Source organism: Pseudoalteromonas sp. HM-SA03 (assembly GCF_002289345.1).
Lineage (GTDB): Bacteria > Pseudomonadota > Gammaproteobacteria > Enterobacterales > Alteromonadaceae > Pseudoalteromonas.
Map to the genome: position 1 here is coordinate 65,244 of NZ_NSDG01000047.1, position 18,577 is coordinate 83,820.

14 protein-coding genes and 2 pseudogenes are annotated in these 18,577 nt (G+C 44.6%); 11 read left to right on the plus strand and 5 right to left on the minus strand.

Features of this window, described 5'->3' with window-relative positions; all coding sequences use genetic code 11:
• Positions 1–148 precede the first annotated feature (148 nt).
• Together CKO50_RS09575 and CKO50_RS09580 are read right to left on the minus strand one after the other, a co-directional pair.
• Positions 149–2,605: pseudogene (locus tag CKO50_RS09575) on the minus strand (TonB-dependent receptor); the annotation flags it as partial.
• A gap of 30 nt (positions 2,606–2,635) precedes the next feature.
• Entirely contained in the window at positions 2,636–4,972 is a 2,337-nt protein-coding gene (locus CKO50_RS09580) for a DNA polymerase II (protein WP_095728006.1), read from the minus strand.
• Positions 4,973–5,139: 167 nt separating this feature from the next.
• Between CKO50_RS09580 and dinG the strand changes: the two genes are divergently transcribed.
• From dinG to CKO50_RS09615, 7 genes and pseudogenes are all read left to right on the plus strand, one after another.
• On the plus strand, positions 5,140–7,209 hold the full coding sequence (gene dinG / locus CKO50_RS09585) for an ATP-dependent DNA helicase DinG (RefSeq protein WP_095727970.1): 2,070 nt from the start codon (positions 5,140–5,142) through the stop codon (positions 7,207–7,209).
• Positions 7,210–7,211: 2 nt separating this feature from the next.
• Complete coding sequence (locus CKO50_RS09590; protein ID WP_095727971.1) at positions 7,212–7,991, plus strand: TSUP family transporter; 780 nt, start codon at positions 7,212–7,214, stop codon at positions 7,989–7,991.
• Positions 7,988–8,589: pseudogene (locus CKO50_RS09595) on the plus strand (primosomal replication protein). The gene CKO50_RS09590 and the pseudogene CKO50_RS09595 overlap by 4 nt, the downstream one beginning before the upstream one ends.
• Positions 8,589–9,494 (plus strand): histone deacetylase, encoded by a 906-nt coding sequence (locus CKO50_RS09600; RefSeq protein WP_095727972.1) that lies wholly within the window; start codon positions 8,589–8,591, stop codon positions 9,492–9,494. Before CKO50_RS09595 ends, CKO50_RS09600 begins: the two are co-directional and overlap by 1 nt.
• A 27-nt stretch (positions 9,495–9,521) precedes the next feature.
• Positions 9,522–9,794, plus strand: coding sequence for a late competence development ComFB family protein (locus CKO50_RS09605; protein WP_010606573.1), 273 nt, complete (start codon positions 9,522–9,524; stop codon positions 9,792–9,794).
• Complete coding sequence (locus tag CKO50_RS09610; RefSeq protein WP_095727973.1) at positions 9,791–9,952, plus strand: DUF2496 domain-containing protein; 162 nt, start codon at positions 9,791–9,793, stop codon at positions 9,950–9,952. Before CKO50_RS09605 ends, CKO50_RS09610 begins: the two co-directional genes overlap by 4 nt.
• A 100-nt stretch (positions 9,953–10,052) precedes the next feature.
• Positions 10,053–10,847 (plus strand): NPP1 family protein, encoded by a 795-nt coding sequence (locus CKO50_RS09615; RefSeq protein WP_095727974.1) that lies wholly within the window; start codon positions 10,053–10,055, stop codon positions 10,845–10,847.
• A 62-nt stretch (positions 10,848–10,909) separates the two neighbouring features.
• Here CKO50_RS09615 and CKO50_RS09620 read toward each other — a convergent pair whose 3' ends face one another.
• Positions 10,910–11,374 (minus strand): hypothetical protein, encoded by a 465-nt coding sequence (locus CKO50_RS09620; RefSeq protein WP_095727975.1) that lies wholly within the window; start codon positions 11,372–11,374, stop codon positions 10,910–10,912.
• A 285-nt stretch (positions 11,375–11,659) separates the two neighbouring features.
• Between CKO50_RS09620 and CKO50_RS09625 the strand changes: the two genes are divergently transcribed.
• The 4 genes from CKO50_RS09625 (at position 11,660) to CKO50_RS09640 (ending at position 17,583) form a co-directional block, all read left to right on the plus strand.
• Entirely contained in the window at positions 11,660–14,770 is a 3,111-nt protein-coding gene (locus tag CKO50_RS09625; RefSeq protein WP_095727976.1) for an efflux RND transporter permease subunit, read from the plus strand.
• Between the two features lie 14 nt (positions 14,771–14,784).
• Positions 14,785–15,858 carry an efflux RND transporter periplasmic adaptor subunit gene (locus tag CKO50_RS09630; RefSeq protein ID WP_095727977.1) on the plus strand — a complete coding sequence of 358 codons (1,074 nt, stop codon included), beginning with the start codon at positions 14,785–14,787 and terminating at the stop codon, positions 15,856–15,858.
• 134 nt (positions 15,859–15,992) lie between these two features.
• The gene (locus CKO50_RS09635) at positions 15,993–16,748 is read left to right on the plus strand and encodes a Nif3-like dinuclear metal center hexameric protein (RefSeq protein ID WP_095727978.1); all 756 of its coding nucleotides are present in this window, start codon (positions 15,993–15,995) and stop codon (positions 16,746–16,748) included.
• A gap of 31 nt (positions 16,749–16,779) precedes the next feature.
• Positions 16,780–17,583: a methyltransferase domain-containing protein gene (locus CKO50_RS09640; protein WP_095727979.1), complete on the plus strand. Its 804-nt coding sequence runs from the start codon at positions 16,780–16,782 to the stop codon at positions 17,581–17,583.
• Between the two features lie 12 nt (positions 17,584–17,595).
• On the opposite strand, the gene map is transcribed toward CKO50_RS09640, so the two are convergent.
• Positions 17,596–18,366, minus strand: coding sequence for a type I methionyl aminopeptidase (gene map / locus CKO50_RS09645; RefSeq protein WP_095727980.1), 771 nt, complete (start codon positions 18,364–18,366; stop codon positions 17,596–17,598).
• 1 nt (position 18,367) lies between these two features.
• Positions 18,368–18,568 carry a ParD-like family protein gene (locus tag CKO50_RS09650; protein ID WP_095727981.1) on the minus strand — a complete coding sequence of 67 codons (201 nt, stop codon included), beginning with the start codon at positions 18,566–18,568 and terminating at the stop codon, positions 18,368–18,370.
• Between the last annotated feature and the right edge of the window lie 9 nt (positions 18,569–18,577).

Consider the following 18,577-nt stretch of genomic DNA (forward strand, 5'->3'; position numbering starts at 1 on the left):
AATTCATATCTACAATAAAACAAACAACTATCGAAGCACTCGTTACAAGTTGGGTAGGTTTAATACAGGAGAAGGCAAACTAGCATGGAGGATTTAAAGAAATCGGCCTCAACAGAGGCCGATTTGGGTCAAAGTTGCTAAATTTCGGTTAGAACTTCTGAGTTACACCTAAGAAGAACTGACGTCCGAATAGCTTGAAGTTACTTTCGTCAGTGTTCGCGTTGAACGCTGTTTCGATATAAGGAGGTAGTTCGTCTGTTAGGTTGCGGATACCTGCTTGCACCGTCGTGTTTGTATCAAATGAGTATTGTGCTGTTAAATCGTGGTACACATATGAATCAACTTTAGCAACTAAACCTGCTAGTGAATCGTAATTATCACGCTTAATGTAAGTTAGATCACCGTACTCAAGACCAGACTGATAGTTTGCAGCCCACACAGCACGTAGGTTGTCTAGGTCATAACGTAGATTGAATAAGATTTTGTCTTCAAAGTAAGACGTGTCATCTTCAAATCTGCCAACGAGATCTTCAACGATAAATGTACCTGTTTCACCATCAAAGTTTTCTTCTCCACGCTCTAAGAAGTGAGTCCATGATACGCTAGCAACAAATGCACCGAAGTCTGTGTCAAATGAATAATTCACATCAAGGTCGATACCGCGAGCAGTCATACTTTGTAAGTTTGTAGTGCGGCTGTCTACACGGTCAACAGAACCATCAAAGCCACGTGAGATTTTTGCACACATATCTTCGATAAGACCAGCATAACACCCCTGCAGAATATCATCGGTTGCTAGAGAACCAATTTTACCCTCAATGTTGATATCCCAGTAATCAATAGTGACACCTAAGTTTTCAACAAAATCAGGAGCCCACACAAAACCAATAGTGAATGTTTCGCCTTCTTCAGATTGAACACCTGTGTTGCCACCTAAACGTGTACGAACTTGCGCGTCATCACTGTTGTGACCGCCTGCTGGAGCCCCCATTTCAAGACATTTAGCCTGACCGGCTGCAGATAAACCACCAATGTTTGCCGCAGAACACGGATCTGAAGCGCTTTCAAATGAATCAAGCTCTGGCGAATACAAATCGCTTAGCGTTGGTTCACGGTATACTTCGGAATAGTTTGCACGGAACTTTAAGCCATCAAAAATGTTTGACTCAATTTTAGCCATCCAAGAGAAGTTTGAACCAGTTGTGCTAAAGTCGTCATAACGTGCACCTAGCGTTAAATCTGCAGATTCAACACCTAAATCACGAACTAATGGGAGCAAGAACTCTGCCGATGCAGCTGTGTAGTTCTTAGATAGACCTGTTAGTGGCTTACTGGTGTTACCAGTCACTGAATCAAAGAACTTACCAGAATCATTTACTTGTTCAAACTCAGTGGTGTAATACTCAAGGCCAAATGCACTTGAAACATAACCTGCTGGGACTTCAAATAGCTCACCAAACACGTCAACACGAACTTGGTGGAATGAATCATTATAGTGATCGCCTAGTGGTGCAGTAATGTAGTCAAGCATCTCTTGTGTCACAGTACCTTGACCACCAAACACATTTAACGATACGCAATCAGAAATAGATGCGTCAGGCGTACCACATACCACATTGCCAGCGTCATCTTTGAATGATGGGCCTAAAGCTTTTGCTAGGTGTGGACCGTATAGCTGACCAAAGTCAGTATCTTGAAGGCTATTTGCACCATAGTTGTAGTAAGCATCAAACTGCCAGTTATCGTTAATTGCACCCTTTAGGCCTGCAACTTGTTGGAAACGAACATAATCTTGTTCGAAGTAACGACCACCTTCTAGCATACGACGACGAGAACGATAAACATCTTCACCGAATGGATTGTAGTAGTTATCAGCTGATACACCGTTAGCCGTCGAATCATTTGAAAGCGTAACTACATAGCCTGGATCATAAGCTGTGTCGAAAGGGACAGCCGCAACTTCCTGTTTTGAAGTACGCTTATTGATACGTGTTTCTGTGTATACAACAAGGTCATCGTTTAACTCAAATGAAGTATCAACAAAGAAGTTAACGACTTCAAAAGGTGTTTGCATTAAGTTTACTGGGTTGTAATTGTAAGTATCGTTTACCTCTCCACCGCCGACAAATGGACGCATGTCGCTTAGAGAAGGCTTACCGTCACCACCACTTGGGCATTTGTCGTTGGTAAAGTTACCTTTACCTTCAACGTAGAAATTACCACAAGGAGTCGAACCAGACCCTAAAATGAATACGCTCGCATTGTCACCATCTGGAATTAAACCGTTCTCGTAAAAGCTCTTAGCACCTTCTTCTGAAAGCATCTGCCAAGGATACTGGAAGAAGTTAACGTCTTTCACGCCCCCCTGATAAATAGGATCCTGCTTGGTATAATCGAAACCCACAATGATATGGCCTGCATCGAACTCTTTACCACCGCTAAACATGTCATACCAAGACGTTGTAGCCTTAACTTCAACACCAGTAAGTTCTTTTTTGGTGATGATGTTTACAACACCAGCCATTGCTGACTAACCATACGCAACCGAAGCACCATCTTTTAAAATTTCGATACGGTCAATCATTGCAGCAGGAATATTCTGGAAGACATCGACAGTTTGACAGCACGATCTTGATTAAAGCAAATCGAAACTTTGCTGCCCATCTGAACGAATTGATAGCTTAGAAGCATTGGGAAGCATCTGATATATAGGCAGAATTTGCTTTTCAACGTATTGATAATAATCAATATCTATGAGCTTGCCTTGCTGTGCGAACTTGGGTCCATCGGTACTTAAATAATACGGTATTTGTGCCCCCTTTTTGGCGGTTTGCAACAATCCATCTTCGATAGCCTGTTTCGCCGCTTTTACTTGGGGAGGAATATTTTTTGTATATAGTTCAACAGACTTACCAAGCTTCTTTTTATAAATGAGTTTTTCGTCTACTTTTCCAGCGAAAATCTCATTTATGTATTGATGGGTGATCTCAACGGTGTCAAGCCCATCAAACAGCGCGCGAATAATTGCTTGTTGATATTCCTTTGCAATTTCCGTCCAATCACTACGCACGGTCTCCATTCCTTTAAAAACCAGCTTTTGCTTACCAAGCTCTGTGATCTGCCCAACATATCGCTTTTTAGAGCCGACTTCTTGGCCACGAATGGTGGGCATAAAGAAAGGGCTATAATGTGTTTCAAACTCTATTTCTAAATGACTGTGGAGGCCAAAGCTTTCCATCAGCAGCGCGCGCCAACGCTCGTTAATTTCTACCATCAGCTGCTTGCCTATTGCTTGGCACGCTTCGCTACGCAAAGACTCGGGTAAACAGACGAAAGTTGAGTCGGTATCGCCGTAGATCACTTCATATCCAAGCTGTTCAATCCAGGTTCGCGTTTGCTGCATAATCTGATGACCGCGCATCGTTATTGAACTCGCAAGACGAGGATCGTAAAACCGACACCCCTTAGATCCAAGTACACCATACAAGCTATTCATGATGATTTTAATCGCCTGTGAGAGCATCATGTCTTTGTCTAATTTAGCTTGTTCACGTGCGCTGGAGAGCGCGGCGACTAAACCTGGTAAATGATGTTCTGTGCGGCTAAATTTACCTTTATTAAAGCCCTCTATGGCATGTTCAGGATGCTGTAACCCTTCTATTAACCCCATAGGGTCAATACAAAAAGTGCGGATAATTGAGGGGTAAAGGCTTTTGAAATCGAGTACCAAAATATTTTGGTAGAGGCCCGGCTTTGAGTCCATGACATAACCGCCGGGACTGTCAAAGTTAATGCCATGCTCAGATAAATTTGGTGCAATGTAACCGCTACGGTGCAGTAACGGTAAATACAAGTTGGTAAACGCGGCGACTGAGCCGCCCATTTTCTCGAGTTCCAAACCCGTCAACTGAGTTCGAGCGAGGGCAAATTCAAGTAAGTTAAGTTTACTAAAAATGTCGAGCACCAACTGGCAATCTTGTAAGTTATACGCTGCGAGCGCCGGTTTATCATGATGAAACTGCCTGATGATTTCCTCAAGCCTGTCATCCTGTGTGATAAGCTTGGTAGTACCCAAAATCTTCTCAGCCACAAAGCTCAGTTTAAATGTTTCAAAGTGATAGGTCGCATTTTTCATCATATCGATGCCATCTAGCATCACTCTCCCCGGAATAAACACTCGGGTATAGTTACCTTTGAAGGTCGACATCGCTCCGCCATCTCGCCCTATAGTAAGTGCGACGCCGTTAGCCTGCGCGCGTTCTACAAGTATTGCGGCATCGAACTCAATCACGTTCCACCCGATTAACACATCTGGGTCTAAACGATTCACTTGCTTGACCAGCTCTTCTAATAACGCAATTTCATCTTCAACCCAAACGACATTGACGGCAGCATGCTGCGCCTCACCTATCATGATCACCAGCTTTTTGGTATCGGTCACTAAACCCACCGAAAATAAGACCCCCTCGCCGTTACATTCTATATCGATAGAAAGCATTTCAAGGTGTGGCCTATAATCATCGCAAGTCTTAAATTGCGCCTGAGTAATTTCGATATAGCCCGGTTTTTGCGTGGCTTTACCTTTGACCCAAGCAGCTCCGCGAATAAAGCGCTCCATTAAATAGCGGTCGGAATGGCGAATATCCTCTTCATATAACGCGATTTTATTTTCAAGTAGCTGTTTTGCCTCATAGAAGTGATTCAAGGTGCGAAATTTCACAACACAAACAGGAGCTTGATCAAAGTGCTTTAATTGACTTGGCGAGATGCTAAACTGCAACTGAGCGCGACTTAGCAGCAGCTCTACTTCCGTTTTTTTATCTTGTTTAATGAAAAAGAGTGGCTGCTCATCCTCTACCCACACCTTGAGTAACTGATGTTGCGATTTGAGCCAATAACACAAGCGCAGTTGGCCATTTACCTGCATCTGCTGTCTCGATAAAACAAAGCCCTGATATATCGCTTGTGCCAACTCCAATACCACCCTAAAATAGACGAATCACTGTAATTATATCCACCTGTTTATTGAACATAAAGTCACAAACAGAATAAAACCTATCCATTAACGCAGTGATTAACTAAAAATCGAGACTCAAGTGGTAGGCTTGCTTCATATCAGAACTCTAGGCTAAATAGATTATGCTCTCAGACAAACTAAAAAAAACCATCCGCCAAGCACATCAAAATGTCGCCTCCGCTTTAGATGGCTTTCGTCCTCGTCCGAGTCAAAATTATCTGGTCGCCGAAATAGCAAAAACACTTTCAGGTGATTATCACCGCACGCAACGTATTTGCGTGATTGAAGCAGGAACAGGCACCGGAAAATCTTTAGCCTATCTACTCGGCGCGCTTCCTGTTGCACTCTCAAGTAAAAAGAAACTCGTCATTTCGACTGCAACCGTCGCTTTACAAGAACAGCTGATCAACAAAGAGTTGCCATTTTTAAAAGAACATTCAGGCATAGACTTTAAATTTGACCTCGTAAAAGGCCGTCAACGCTACATCTGTGTACAAAAACTGATGGCCGCCGTCAGCGATGATGAGATGCAAATGTCGATGATGCCGACAACCAGCAGTCCGCTTTCTCAAATGGAGCAAAGGTGCTTAAGGGAGTTAGCACTTGCTTACCAAGAAAAGCGCTGGCAAGGTGATAGAGATAGCTGGGAAGACACAATTCCAGATAAAGTGTGGAATGTTATCGCTTGTGATAAACACGCTTGCCAACGGCAATTAAAATCTCATCATTTATGTCCTTTTCATTTAGCTCGACAAAAGATCGCACAAATGGATGTGCTAGTGATTAATCACGCTTTGTTACTGGCCGACTTAGAATTGGGTGGCGGGACGATATTGCCAGAACCTGAAGAAACATTTTACGTAATTGATGAAGCGCACCATCTGCCCCATATTACCAGAGATTTTTCTTCCGCAGCGGCAACGATTAAAGGCACTATCGAGTGGCTAGAAAAGCTACTTAAGTTTAGCGGAAAGATGGCAAATACCGTGGTTTCGCAAAAAGCCATTGGGCAGAATTTCAAACTGAATGATGCAGCCAATGACGCGGCGAAATATCTCAGAGCGGTAAGAGATATACTCGATCAGAGCGACTTTACTTATAACGATGACGATACCTACCGCTTTAGTCATGGCGAAGTACCGGAAGCGCTCACCGTAAAAGCAAAAGATATTGCGGATGCCACGCAAGATGCACTGCGTTGTCTTACCAAGATGCATGATGCTCTGTCGGGCGATGTTTCAGACGGCGATGTGCAAGCATTTTTAGCCGACCCGTTACTGGTTGAAAGCGGTCAATATATCAACCGGCTTGAGCAACTCAACAAACTCTGGTTTAGCTACGCGCGAAAAGGCGACAGCGTGCCACATGCAAGGTGGATAAAACGCTTAGAATACAAACATCATCACGACCATTTACTTTGTGATTGTCCGATTGAAGTCGGCTATTATTTGAAGGATAACCTCTGGCGAGAGTGTGCAGGCGCGGTGCTTTGCTCCGCAACTCTCAGTGCTTTGGGCACATTCGATCATTTCGCCCACGAAAGTGGATTGGCAAAAGAGCCTGGTGTTAAATATATCAAGGCTGATTCTCCGTTTGATTATCCCAGTCAAGCAACATTGCATTTGCCAAAAACCCAAACAGATCCAACGGATAAAGCCTTTAGCGATTATTTAGCGGATGCCCTGCCAACCTACTTAGACACCAGTAAGGCTAACCTTGTCCTGTTTGCTTCTTATTGGCAAATGAATCATGTGGTAGAAAAATTAAGAGTTAAAAATCTCAATATTTTGGTGCAGGGAGAGCTTTCCCGTGATGCCTTACTCACTCGTCATAAAGCAAATATCGACTTAGGTCGCGGCAGTATCTTATTTGGTACACAAAGCCTATCCGAGGGGCTAGATTTACCCGGAAAATACCTAGAAAACCTCGTGGTGACTAAGATCCCTTTTGCCGTGCCAACATCTCCTATTGAGGAAGCCCAGGCGGAATTCGTACAAAGTAAAGGTGGGAATCCATTTTTATCTATCACGGTACCCGATGCTGCAAAGAAATTAGTACAAAGCTGTGGTAGACTGCTGCGTAAGGAATCAGACTCCGGCCGTATCACCATCTTAGATAGACGTTTAGTTACAAAACGTTATGGCAAAGCCATGCTTGATACTCTGCCACCATACAAAAGGCAAATTGATTAATAATGTTTGAACTCGCTTTAGATCCCACAACTTGGGGGTTACTTTGCTTAGTCGCACTGGCTGCTGGATTTATTGATGCAATTGCAGGTGGTGGTGGGCTGCTAACCGTACCAGCTTTGCTTACTGCTGGCCTTCCTCCGCATTTAACCTTAGGTACCAACAAGCTTGCCGCGAGTTTTGGCTCCTTAACCGCGAGCTTTACCTACTACAAAAAGCAGTTATTCAAACCTAGCTTTTGGATTGGCTCTATTATTGCCACTGCGATAGGGGCCGTATTGGGCACATTACTTGTCGACTTTTTAAGTATCGAGTTTTTAAATAAACTTATTCCCGTTATTATCATCGCTGTCGCAATTTATAGCTTAATCGGTAGGCTAAGCCCAACAGACTCCCATACTTTGCCAGAAGCGAATCGAGCACTCAAAATCAAGCAATGGACGCAAGGTTTATCGTTGGGATTTTTTGATGGTATGGCAGGGCCTGGTACTGGCACGTTTTGGACTGCGTCGAACAGTATGCTCTATAAAATGAGCTTACTTTTAAACTGTGGTCTTGCTCGTTCCATGAACTTTGTTTCCAACTTTATCTCGCTTATCACCTTTGTAGCCTTGGGTCATGTAAACTTTATGCTGGGTGTCACCATGGGTGCCTTTTTAATGCTTGGTGCTTGGCTTGGTGCGCATTCTGCAATTAAGTTTGGCAACAAACTGATCAAACCACTCTTTAACACTGTGGTTATTGTACTTGCTGGCAAGCTCATTTTTGAGGCTTATTTCTCGTGAGCACAGGGCTTATCAAGCTTGAGCAACAAGTCAGCCGCTTAAAGCAACAAGCAGCGCAATTTGACTCCGCGAAATGGTTTGATAAGAATCGTTATATGCAGGCACAGCCCAGCCTATTTGATGCCCGTGTATTTCGAACTAAAAGCTTAAAGCTCAGCGACTATGTTGAAGAAATAGCAGAAGCAATGTCCCACCTGCCGCCAAGTGAACAGCGCCACGCCTTTACATTTGCCATCGAGCGGATAGGCTCGCAAATGGAAGNGCCGTGTTGAAGGTGTTAAAATCAACCCCGGTCTGGGCGAAAGAAAACAAATTGAATACACCAAAAAAAGCCAAAGTGTATAAAAAGGCAGTGCAGAAGATTATGCAGTCGTCCCATGAGTTATATCAGGAACTGTCGCAAAATCATGAATTTGAGCGTCGGTTGCAAGAAATGATTGACCTCAGAAGACTACAGATGGATAAGGCAGCTCCCTCACAGGCTACCAAACTCAATGCCGAAATATTAGCCCTTCACGCTCGCCTTGGCCGCTGTAGAAAAGCCATTTCCGCCACCGAGCAAAAAATTCAAGAAGTTGAGAAAAGTCAGAGCCGTTAATGCTTTACTACCACCCTATTTATAGCAAGTTGAGCCTGCCTGAAAAGCATCGCTTCCCTATCAGCAAGTATAAAAAATTATACCAACGAATAAACACCAGTAAATTTGCTAGATTCATCAAAGAGCCTGAGCAAAAAATCACAGCTGATGCGCTGCAACTTTGTCACGACAGTAATTACGTTGATGGCTTTCTAAACGGCACGTTGAGCGAAAAAGCAATTAAGAAAATGGGCTTTCCTTGGAGTGAACAACTAGTTGAACGCACTTTGATTTCTCTAGGTGGCGGTTTAGCGGCGGCAAAGTATGCGCTCGAATATGGATTTGGAGCAAACTTAAGCGGCGGCTATCATCACGCACATCGCGATTTTGGCAGCGGCTTTTGCATATTTAATGATTGGGCGGTGGTCGCGGCAACGCTCATCGCCCATCAACGAGTTGAGCGAGTGCTGATCTTCGACTGTGACGTGCATCAAGGCGATGGCACTGCAACGATCGTTGCAGATAGAGACGATATCATTACCTGCTCCATCCACTGTGAAAGTAACTTTCCTCGCGTTAAACCGCAATCCGATTTGGACTTTGCCTTGCCTGTGAATACACAGGACGCGCAATATGTGGCAACTGTCCGCGAAGCCTTACAACTAGCGGTTCGATTATACCAGCCAGACATCATCCTCTATAACGCCGGCGCAGATGTCTATCAAGGCGATGAACTAGGACACTTTAGTGTTTCAAAGCAAGGTGTTAGGGCTCGAGATTCGATTGTATTTGAGTATGCTCATCACCTCAATATTCCGTTAGCTTTTGCTCTAGGTGGGGGCTATCAGCGCGACGTTGACCACCTTGTCGATATACATCAACAAACCTTTTTGGCTTTGTTCGATAACCCCGCTATTATGATATAAACTTAAAAGGAATGTGCAGGAGGCTGTATGAAGTTACATGATGATATTCATAATTATTATGAAAAGCTGGTAGTCGAACATATCGTCCGTCGTAAGTTAGATAAAATTTATGATGAAGACGTAATGGCTGACTTTTGTTGTACTGTATTGAACCAACTACCATCGCGTTATATTCGCTACGATGTCGACATGGAGTTTTACCTGCCTCAGCCCGAGCGTGTAAAAATGGAACAGGCGGTAGAGCGTGCGATTGATTTTGCCATATCGCAAATCGCTAAAAAGGAACAATTTCAAGTATGAGTACCCCTCTAGAACAAGCGCCAACTCATGTAAAACTCGCCGTCGACCTTATTATGTTGTTAGAAGAGCATGATCTTCCTGCAGAAGAAGTCATGGCTGCACTTGACATTGTCAGATCTGATTTTCAAAACAAACTAAATAACCAACAAAAAACTTAACATTAAATATACATTTAAGTCATGCTTCTTTTTTAACCTTAGATTCTAATCAATAGTGGTTGTGCAAAACGGCACAACTGCATTTATTAAGGAAAGCAGTATGACAACAACACAACTCCCTTTATTGTCTCTCGCAATTGTTGCAGCGTGTACACAATACGCTTACGCCAATGACTTTGCGGCATTAGACGAAGCCCTCCCAACACCCTACATTATCAACGGTACTGAACCTGTGTTTGATTTTGATGGTGATGGTTGCCTGCCGAGCGCTGGGATCAGTAGAACTGGCGCGCAAAATTCAGGGCTAAAAACATCGGGCCGCATCACAGGAGATTGCAGAGATGATCAATTTTTAAATACTTCTAATACTGTGCACCGCCACGCCTGTAAAACAACAACTAACGGCGAGTATTGTGGACACTTCTATGCACTTTACTTCAAAAAAGACCAAGTGTTTGACTACTTTGGTGGTGGTCACCGCCATGACTGGGAGTATGCAGCGGTATGGACTCGAGATGGGATAGTTACACATGGTAGCTATAGCGCACATGGCGAGTTATTCACTAAACCTGCTAATGAGCTACCATTCGAAAATGGCCACTTAAAAATTGTCTATCATAAAGACGGCATTTTGACCCATGCACTGCGCTTTGCCAAATCAAACGAAATCGCTGAAAACAACTATCACCGCTTTGTCACACCCGCTATCATCAGTTGGTACAAAATGGCTGGAGATGGAATTTCGAACACGGCATTACGAGAAAAGCTCAATCAATATGATTATGGCTCCGCCACCTTGCCCGTTAAAGACAGTCGTTTCCTCAATAACCTCAATCGCTTTAAACCAAGTGACTACCCAACTTACGCGCAAAGTGATATAGACAACGATCAGTAATTGCTGAGACAAACTCACCTCATTAATCGATGAGGTGAGTCGATATGCTATACCAATTGGTATTAGCCTGCGTCTTGCTTCTGCCTAAGCAACCTTGCTCGCTCTAATTTATACTGTGCAAAGAAAATACTATCCATTTCACTTGTTTGCGGATCGATAAAATAGGCAATATCGCTTCGATATGGCTCAGGTGAGAAGTGTTTGCCATCTTCCCAATAGAGCACAGCGTGCTTTACTAATTCACCGAGATAGGTGTGATCCCACGCATAGTGACAAAAGCCATGGTGTTCCCCCAAATTAGGTGAGTATTTTTTTTCAATCTCCGCCATTTGCCCAGTATTTTTGTAATCCGCAAATTGTTTAGCATCTTGCTCCGCCGATTGAGGATCAGTGAAATAGGCAATATCACGCCTAGGTGGTAAGGCTTGAGGTAATCCAAATTTATCCGATATACCACTGCACTTTACGACAATCCACTGCACAAAATGCGCCCCGATAATATGGTCCCATCTCAACGCAACGTACATATAACCTCCTTTTGAACATCATTTATCAATTATTGCAAAGAACTGATCATGCCCAGCTAAGTTTAGCCACTTCTATTGATCTTACTAGTACAAGTTCATTTGCCTTTAATTCAGATCAAAAAGTTTTTCAAACTATAAAAAAGCGTTACAAGGTATTACAAAAATGCGCTTTATCGCTTATTTTCGCCGATTTAGCGCTAACTTTAGCAAACGTGAATTTCACCTTACTGGCACTTTTTTTACATCCCACTACAATGCAGAAAAAGCAAGATTGGAATTTACCAAATGAACGTGACACGCAGTTCGCTAAAAAATCCAGCGAGTGTAATTGTCATCTTGGTGTTGATTATTTTATTTGGGCTGTTAAGTATATTTAAACTGCCCATTCAGTTGACGCCAGATATTGAGCAACCACAGATCACGATTTTCTCGGGATGGCGCCAAGCCGCTCCAGAAGAAATAGAATCCGTGATTATCGAGCCGCTAGAAAATGCGGTAAAAAACACACCCGGCGCACTTGAGGTTAATACCAACATCAATCGTGGTAATGGCTCTATTACGCTAACATTTGCGGTGGGTGCAAATATGCAACAAGCGATGCTTGATGTGCTAACAAACTTAAATCAGGCCCCACCGTTGCCACTTGATGCGCTAGACCCAGTCGTATTCGCTGGTGGTAACAATGGTGAAGCAGCAGCCACTTTGCTGGTCACACCTAAAGACTATCAATCAAATAGTCTCGACTTTGATATGGCACAGTTTCAAAAGCAAATCGACGAGTTTATTGAACCGAGACTTGCACGTATTCCCGGCGTGGCACGCGTTGATCTAGCGAGTGAGCGGCCAAAAGAGCTGCGTATTACTTTCGATCCGCACAAAGCCGCCGCGCTTGGTATTAGTTTAGATCAAATCAGTAATGTACTTGCGAGCTCTCGCGATACCTCTGGAGGTCTTGCCAACGTTGGACGTCGTCAATATACCGTGCGATTCACCGGCCAATATGACCTTTCCAGTATGGCCCAAATGCGTGTCGGCTATTCAGGAGACAGGCCGATCTACTTAGGTGATATCGCAAGTGTGGAACGCACCTTCTCAGACCGTTTGGGCATGAGTGGCCGCAATGGTAAACCAGCCTATTATATTCGGATCTCACGGGCCAACGAGGCAAATACCGTTGCCTTGCTTGATGAAATCAATCTTGCAATTGATGAATTAAACCAAGGGCCGCTGGCTGAGAATGGCTTGTCGATTGAACTCAGCTTTGATGCCTCCGTCCACATTCGTAATGCACTTTCTTTAGTAAAAAGTAATTTAGGCCTTGGGGTACTCTTATCTTGTTTAATTCTGTGGCTATTTTTTAGAGGCTTAAAAGCAACCTTGGTGATTGCGGCCACGATCCCCGTCTCCTTGATGGTCGCCTTTCTCGCACTTAATATCTTTAACCGTAGCCTTAATGTAATCTCGTTGGCGGGATTGGCATTTGCAGTAGGCCTTGTACTAGACGCAGCAATCATAGTCCAAGAGAATATCTCACGCTTAAGAGCTGAAGGGTTCGGCAACAAAAAAGCTGCTTTAAAGGGGGCTGCACAAGTGACCGGTGCTTTATTTGCGTCGACAACCACCAGCGTCGCCATCTTTTTACCAATTCTCTTTATGGCGGGTATTGAGGGGCAGTTATTCTCCGATTTAGCACTGACACTCTCGATTGCCGTTATTGCGTCAATGTTGTGTGCGATTACCCTTATTCCACTGGCAAATCATTTGTGGCCTGACTCTGAACTAAAGCCAGATCCTTATCATCAATACTGGCAAAAACTCACCAATTTCATCATGAAGTTGACCAATAACAGAGTAAAGCAACTTACTTGGATTGGCGTATTATTGGGTGGCTCGGTGTTTGCAACCATGACCATGCTGCCAAAAACTGACTTTATGCCAAGAGCCCCTACCGACGGCTTTTTCTTTAACCTAATGACACCACCTGGTGGCAACGTGCAGTTTATGGAAGAAGAATTGCTGCTGCGCGTGAAAAAGCGCTTAATGCCCTATTACCAAGGCGAAAAAGAACCAGGTATTAAAGACTTTAATTTCTATGCTTTTGGTTCTAATGCTGGTGGCTTTATCTATTCAGCCGACCCTCAACGTGTTGAAGAATTGATGAAAGTGGCCAGAGAAGAAATCTTCGTTGACCTTCCCGATACTCAAGTGTTTTTCTTTCGCGGTTCCATGATCCAAGTCGCCAATGGCGGCGATGGTCGCGATATTAATATTGACCTTACAGGTCCCAATATGGACGACTTAATCTCAGCTGCTCAAGTGGCTTTGCAGGCAGTACAAACCGCTCTACCAGAGGCAACTGCCAGACCTCAGCCGCGATTGGATATGGCAGAGCCAGAGCTTAGATTAACGCCTAACGATCGCAGGATCACCCAAGCGGGATTAACGCGTCGAGATGTATCTCAAGCGGTACAAGCTTATACCGGTGGATTATTCGTCAATGAGTATTTTGATGGTAACGAGCGTATGAACGTTATTCTTCGTGGTATCCCTTGGCAAAGCCCTGAGGAACTAAAAGCCTTGCCCATCGTAACACCTCAGTCTGGAATTCAAACTCTCGGCGAGTTGGCAAATATCGAACGTACAGTTGGCCCGACGCAACTGCGACGTGTTAACGGTCGTCGCACGGTCAGCATTGTTGTCACGCCTCCGGCAGAGATGAGCCTGCAGCAAGTGCAAACCATCTTGAGTGAACAGGTAATGCCAAAAGTGCGCGCAAGCCTACCGACCAATGCTGGTGCTATTTTGGCGGGAAATGCGCAAAAGATGAATTCCGCAATGGAAGAAATGGCGTTGAATTTTGTCCTCGCATTGTCCATTTTGTTTTTGTTAATGACCGCGCTGTTTAAGTCCGCCAAAGACAGCGCCTTGGTACTGTTAGTGATGCCTCTGGCTATCGCAGGCGGCGTGCTGGCTCTGTATATCTTAAACCTCTTTACCTTTCAGTCCTTGGATTTACTGACCATGATAGGCTTTATTATCTTGCTTGGGCTGGTCGTTAACAATGCCATTTTGCTGGTGGATCAGACTCGCGTTGCGATGGCATCAGGCATGAGCCGTGAAGAATCGGTCAGACAAGCGGTGTTACTAAGAGCAAGACCTGTTTACTTGAGTACCTTAACCAGTCTGTTTGGCATGCTGCCACTCATGCTCATGCCAGGCGTAGGCTCAGAAATCTACCGCGGCCTTGCGACCGTCATCGTCGGTGGCATGGCTATCAGTGCATTATTTACCTTAGTGTTGATGCCAAGTTTATTGCAACTTGGGCGGCAAACTCCGCCATCAGAAACAAACAAATCAACGGCCAAAGCCCCGCTCAGCCTAGTTGCCAATCAGTAAGTAGTGAGAACAGAATGAAAAACCTAATAAAACAGACACTTCAGGCCCTAGCACTATGTGCTGGGATCGTTGCGCCACACGCCGTCGCCGTGGTGCCAGTCACCGTCGCTGAAGTAACAAAAGCCCCTCTCACGAGCGAAATTGAAGTTAGTGGCACACTTTATGGGAAAGACGACGTGACACTGACCGCTGGGGTTAGTGGCCGTTTGTTGTACGTAGCCGAACCCGGTACCAGCGTCGCAAAAGACGAAACCTTAGTACGGATGGACACACTCCCGCTGGAACTCGATAAGGCCCGCCAAGCCGAATTATTAAATCGAGCCAAGATCAATTTACGCTTATATCAACAAGAATTGACTCGATTAAAAAAGCTCGCAAAAACCAGCAGTGCGGCAGAGAGCCAAGTCGATGAAATGCAAAATAAACATGACCTAGCGCTGTCAGATATCGCCTTGGCAGAAGTCGAACTTAAGGTTATTGACGATAAGTTGTCCCGCGCAACGGTCCGTGCACCATTTGATGGCGTTATCAGTGAACGTTTTAAGCGCGCAGGTCGGGAAATAAACCGCGCCGATGAACTGCTCACCATATTAGATATCCACCATCTTGAAGTTCGCTTATATGTGCCCGTAAGGTACTTAAAGTTTTTGCAAAAAGGCATAGCGCTGCCAATCCGTTCTGGTGACTTATCGCAGCCAGATAATACGTCTGCGAAAATCACAGCGGTGATCCCCTCAACCGATCCGCGCTCACAAACCGTTGAAGTGCGTGCAACGCTCGCAGCAGATCAAACCCATACATGGGCAATTGGTCAATTAGTTGATGTGGCAGTGCCGCTCACTAGCAAACAAGCCGTATTGCTGGTTGACCGGGACGCCTTGATATTACGCAAGCAAGGCACCCATATCGTCAAAATAGATAAGCAAAATAAAGCCGAACAAATTCCTGTCACCGTCGGCAATGGCAAAGGCCAATGGGTGGAAATTACTCCCCGCACCAGCGATATCTTACATGCCGGTGATAGAGTCGCCGTTCGCGGCGCAGAGCGCCTGCAAACAGGACAAGACGTCGAGGTGACAAACCCTTAATAGCAACCAGTTACTAGCCCAATGAGCTCACTCATGGACGAGCGGCTCATTTTTCTTTTCCACCACTATATTCTCCCTTTTTGATCTATCGTAAAACCAGTTAAACTAGCGCTATCTAAGAGTTAGGGGGTGTTATGAAACGAACCAAATTAGTGAATCAATTAACGGAATTACTGAAGCCATTTCAAATTAGCGATTACTGTCCAAATGGTCTGCAAGTGGAAGGAACAGACGAAATCCAAAAAATCGTCTCGGGTGTTACCGCCAGCCAAGCTTTAATTGATGCCGCTATTGAACGCGGTGCAGATGCCATTTTGGTTCACCACGGCTATTTTTGGAAAGGGGAAGATCAATGTGTCACTGGCATGAAAAAGCGCCGCCTACAAGCCCTGCTTGCCAATGACATCAACTTAATCGCATACCACCTCCCACTGGATGTTCATCCTGAACTCGGGAATAACGCACAGCTCGGTAAGCTACTTGGGCTTGAATATGAAAGGCCGCTTGAACCTTGGAATAAAAATAGCGTAGCGGTAAAAGGCAAATTGACGACGCCAATGACTGCTGTTGATTTTGCCGCTTTAGTTGAAGAGAAACTCGGTAGAAAGCCGCTCTTAAATGTTGCAGGCGATCACCCAATCAGCACCATCGCTTGGTGTACAGGTGGTGGGCAAAGCTTTATTGATCTCGCGGCAAGCCAAGGCATTGATGCCTACTTAACGGGTGAAGCTTCAGAACAAACTATTCATTCATCAAACGAACAACAAATCCACTTTATCGCGGCAGGACATCATGCCACAGAGCGATACGGCGCGAAGGCACTTGGTGAATATTTGGCTGCGCAGTATGGCTTGGATGTTGAATTTATTGATATCGACAACCCGGTTTAATACCACTTTGCTTAATTAAGTGATCTCGCATATGGCTAGAAAAAAGCAGCAACAAAAACCGGCACCGACAGATAAAAACTTTGCTGAACTAACGCACAAGTTTAAAAACAATATCTATGGCACCAATAAAGGCAAAATCAGAGAAGTGGTGCTCAAGCGTGACTTGAGCGCACAAGTTGACTGGTTAACGCAATCAAGTGGCAAACGCATATTAGATGTTGGTGGCGGACAAGGTCAATTGGCGCTCTTTCTAGCATCACTTGGCCACCATGTCACTGTGATTGATATTTCAGAAGAGATGCTTGAACTTGCCAAGACGCGCGCGCATGAAGCCGGACTAAATGACCAGCTTCATTTTATCCACGCGCCCCTGCAAGCGCTCAATACGCTGAACTTAGGACAATTCGACTTAGTATTGTGCCATGCGGTGCTTGAATGGCTGGTTGAGCAACAAAGTGCGCTTATGCTGCTAAAGTCGCAGCTAAGCGAAACAGGCTTGCTTTCGCTAATGTATTTCAACCATGAGGCGCATCTGATGGCCAATATGGTGTACGGTAACTTCGACTATGTGCAAAAAGGCCTTAAGGTAAAGCAAAAAGTAGGTCTCAGTCCCAATAAACCAATTAGCCAAACTGATATGGCAACTTGGCTTGATAAGGCAAAACTCAGCGTTATGCAAAAAACCGGTGTTCGCTGTTTTCATGACTACTTAAGGGAGTTGAGTAAGGCGGATGAAGATTTTGATGCTTTGCTCGCCTTGGAACTTAAATACAATCGTCAAGAGCCCTATGCGTCTCTAGGTCGTTATACCCACTTGATGTTAAAAAAAGCGTAAGTACAGCACTGCTTACGCTTCTTCCGCTCTTAGGGTTAACACCTCAACACCGTCATCTGTTACCAGCACCGTATGCTCCCACTGCGCCGATAGCTTTTTATCTCGGGTTACCACAGTCCAGCCATCTTTTTTGGTTTTAATTTTTGCGCTTCCCTGATTGATCATCGGCTCAATGGTAAAGGTCATCCCCGGCTTTAACGTCATCCCGGTATTTGCTTTGCCATAGTGCAATACATTTGGCGCTTCATGCATTTCTCTGCCGATCCCATGACCACAATACTCACGTACTACACTGTAACCAGCTTTTTCAGCCACTTGCTGTACAGCTGCACCAATATCCCCAAGTTTCGCCCCAGGTTTAACCATTTTTATCCCTGCCCACATCGCTTGGTAAGTCGTTGTCACTAACTTTTTGGCTGGGAGTAATGCGTCTGGCATCACGTACATTTTGCTGGAGTCGCTGATAAAGCCATTTTTCTCAAGCGTAATATCGATATTTACAATATCCGAAGACTTTAAGATTTGTGATTTACTCGGCACACCATGGCACACGACCTCGTTCACAGAGCTATTAAGGACGAACTGATAACCATATTGACCAAGGCTGGCAGGACGCGCTTTAAGCTCATCAACAATAAAGTTGTGCACTTTGTCATTAATCTCTAGCGTCGAAATTCCGGGCTCAATCCAACTCTCAATATAGTCAAACACCTGCGTAAGCAATCGCCCACTTTCCCGCATCAATTGGATTTCATCTGCAGTTTTGAAGGTAACCTCTTGCATCTCAATTTCCTTTTGTCTGTTGTGACTTCACTCGCGTCATTTCTGCCGTAATGATCTCTGTAAACGTAAGTGTTGGATTGCGCTCGGCAAGTCGCCCAATTTTAATCCAGAACTCAGCCTGTGAATTGATTGAGCGCGACATCACAGTGCTCGCTTCACGGATCTCATCGTGTAATTCATCTGAAATTTTTACGATACCCATTTATATAAA

What these genes read in the sequence shown, in the direction of transcription:
- dinG (WP_095727970.1), top strand. Translation starts at nt 5,140, where the DNA reads ATGCTCTCAGACAAACTAAAAAAAACCATCCGCCAAGCACATCAAAAT.
- CKO50_RS09590 (WP_095727971.1), top strand. Translation starts at nt 7,212, where the DNA reads ATGTTTGAACTCGCTTTAGATCCCACAACTTGGGGGTTACTTTGCTTA.
- CKO50_RS09600 (WP_095727972.1), top strand. Translation starts at nt 8,589, where the DNA reads ATGCTTTACTACCACCCTATTTATAGCAAGTTGAGCCTGCCTGAAAAG.
- CKO50_RS09605 (WP_010606573.1), top strand. Translation starts at nt 9,522, where the DNA reads ATGAAGTTACATGATGATATTCATAATTATTATGAAAAGCTGGTAGTC.
- CKO50_RS09610 (WP_095727973.1), top strand. Translation starts at nt 9,791, where the DNA reads ATGAGTACCCCTCTAGAACAAGCGCCAACTCATGTAAAACTCGCCGTC.
- CKO50_RS09615 (WP_095727974.1), top strand. Translation starts at nt 10,053, where the DNA reads ATGACAACAACACAACTCCCTTTATTGTCTCTCGCAATTGTTGCAGCG.
- CKO50_RS09620 (WP_095727975.1), bottom strand. Translation starts at nt 11,374, where the DNA reads ATGTACGTTGCGTTGAGATGGGACCATATTATCGGGGCGCATTTTGTG.
- CKO50_RS09625 (WP_095727976.1), top strand. Translation starts at nt 11,660, where the DNA reads ATGAACGTGACACGCAGTTCGCTAAAAAATCCAGCGAGTGTAATTGTC.
- CKO50_RS09630 (WP_095727977.1), top strand. Translation starts at nt 14,785, where the DNA reads ATGAAAAACCTAATAAAACAGACACTTCAGGCCCTAGCACTATGTGCT.
- CKO50_RS09635 (WP_095727978.1), top strand. Translation starts at nt 15,993, where the DNA reads ATGAAACGAACCAAATTAGTGAATCAATTAACGGAATTACTGAAGCCA.
- CKO50_RS09640 (WP_095727979.1), top strand. Translation starts at nt 16,780, where the DNA reads ATGGCTAGAAAAAAGCAGCAACAAAAACCGGCACCGACAGATAAAAAC.
- map (WP_095727980.1), bottom strand. Translation starts at nt 18,366, where the DNA reads ATGCAAGAGGTTACCTTCAAAACTGCAGATGAAATCCAATTGATGCGG.
- CKO50_RS09650 (WP_095727981.1), bottom strand. Translation starts at nt 18,568, where the DNA reads ATGGGTATCGTAAAAATTTCAGATGAATTACACGATGAGATCCGTGAA.